Source organism: Anoxybacillus sp. CHMUD, assembly GCF_013096965.1.
Lineage (GTDB): Bacteria > Bacillota > Bacilli > Bacillales > Anoxybacillaceae > Anoxybacillus > Anoxybacillus kestanbolensis_A.
The window spans coordinates 1-392 of sequence record NZ_SDLG01000095.1; the positions used below are offsets into that span (position 1 = coordinate 1).

Annotated in this window: 1 rRNA gene; it reads right to left on the reverse strand. The window is 51.0% G+C overall.

Features of this window, described 5'->3' with window-relative positions:
• Positions 1-287: 287 nt before the first annotated feature.
• A 16S ribosomal RNA gene (locus ETB99_RS14765) occupies positions 288-392 on the reverse strand; the annotation flags it as partial.

Genomic DNA, 392 nt, shown 5'->3' on the forward strand with positions numbered 1-392 from the left:
AGAACCGTTTGTCGCTTTTCTTACTGCCTGTTATCTAGTTTTCAAGGAACAATCAACTAAAACCTTGAGGGATATTCCCTCAAAACTAAACGAAGCGAAAAAGCGTTGTTATTACGTTATGTGTAGCTTCGAACCAAGAACCGTTCTCCGCTTTTCTTTATGTCTAGCTCCGGCTCCTAGCCCCTCGAGCCGCTTCGGTCCTGCTGTGGCGGCAACAGCCTCCTCGCAGGCCCTCCAGCGCTTGTCGGAGCTGAACAGTCGCCTACGCTTTTCGTATTTATCCTTAGAAAGGAGGTGATCCAGCCGCACCTTCCGATACGGCTACCTTGTTACGACTTCACCCCAATCATTTGCCCCACCTTCGGCGGCTGGCTCCCGTAAGGGTTACCTCA